This is a genomic window from Microbacterium sp. P5_E9 (assembly GCF_054049175.1).
In genome coordinates this window covers 1-525 of sequence record NZ_JBFUMV010000155.1, presented here as the reverse complement: position 1 = coordinate 525, position 525 = coordinate 1, and the positions used below count along the sequence as shown (strand labels likewise).

Below are 525 nucleotides of genomic sequence, written 5' to 3'. Positions count from 1 at the left end.
GCTGTCGCCTTGTCCGCCCACCAGGACCTCGTTGACGGTGCTGGCCGAGATCACGGTCTTGTACTTGCCGAACAGGCCAAATGGCTGCTGCTGCTTGGCGAACGCGATGCCGGCCGAACTCGGATACAGCATGGCCAGTCCCTCGGCGGGCTTGGTATTCAGCTGCGAGATGTAGGAGCCGAGATCACTCGCTGTCATCGGCGCGAAGACCGTCTTCTCGATGGTGCCGCCGTTGTCCTGGACGAGCGCGCTGAACTTCTTGGCATAGTCGTGGCCGACCGCGTAGTCGGCCATGAGCAGGTCCCAGGACTTGATCCCGCTCTCCTGCAGCTGCGTGCGCAGGCCGTTCATGACCATGCTGTCGCTTGTGTCGATGCGGAAGTAGTTCGAGTTGCAGTTCTTGCCGGTGAGGTCGTCGCTGGTGGCGGTGGCGTCGAGGAACAACGCGTTCATTCCGGCCACCTTGGCGGTGATGGCCAACGCCGTGCTCGATGCGTTCAGGCCGGTGAAGAACGAGACGCCGCC

Annotated in this window: 1 protein-coding gene; it reads right to left on the bottom strand. The window is 62.9% G+C overall.

Annotated elements, in window-relative coordinates:
* Positions 1 to 525: ABC transporter substrate-binding protein (locus ACXJ3V_RS20740; protein ID WP_457102243.1), on the bottom strand; the 525-nt coding region annotated here is incomplete at both ends.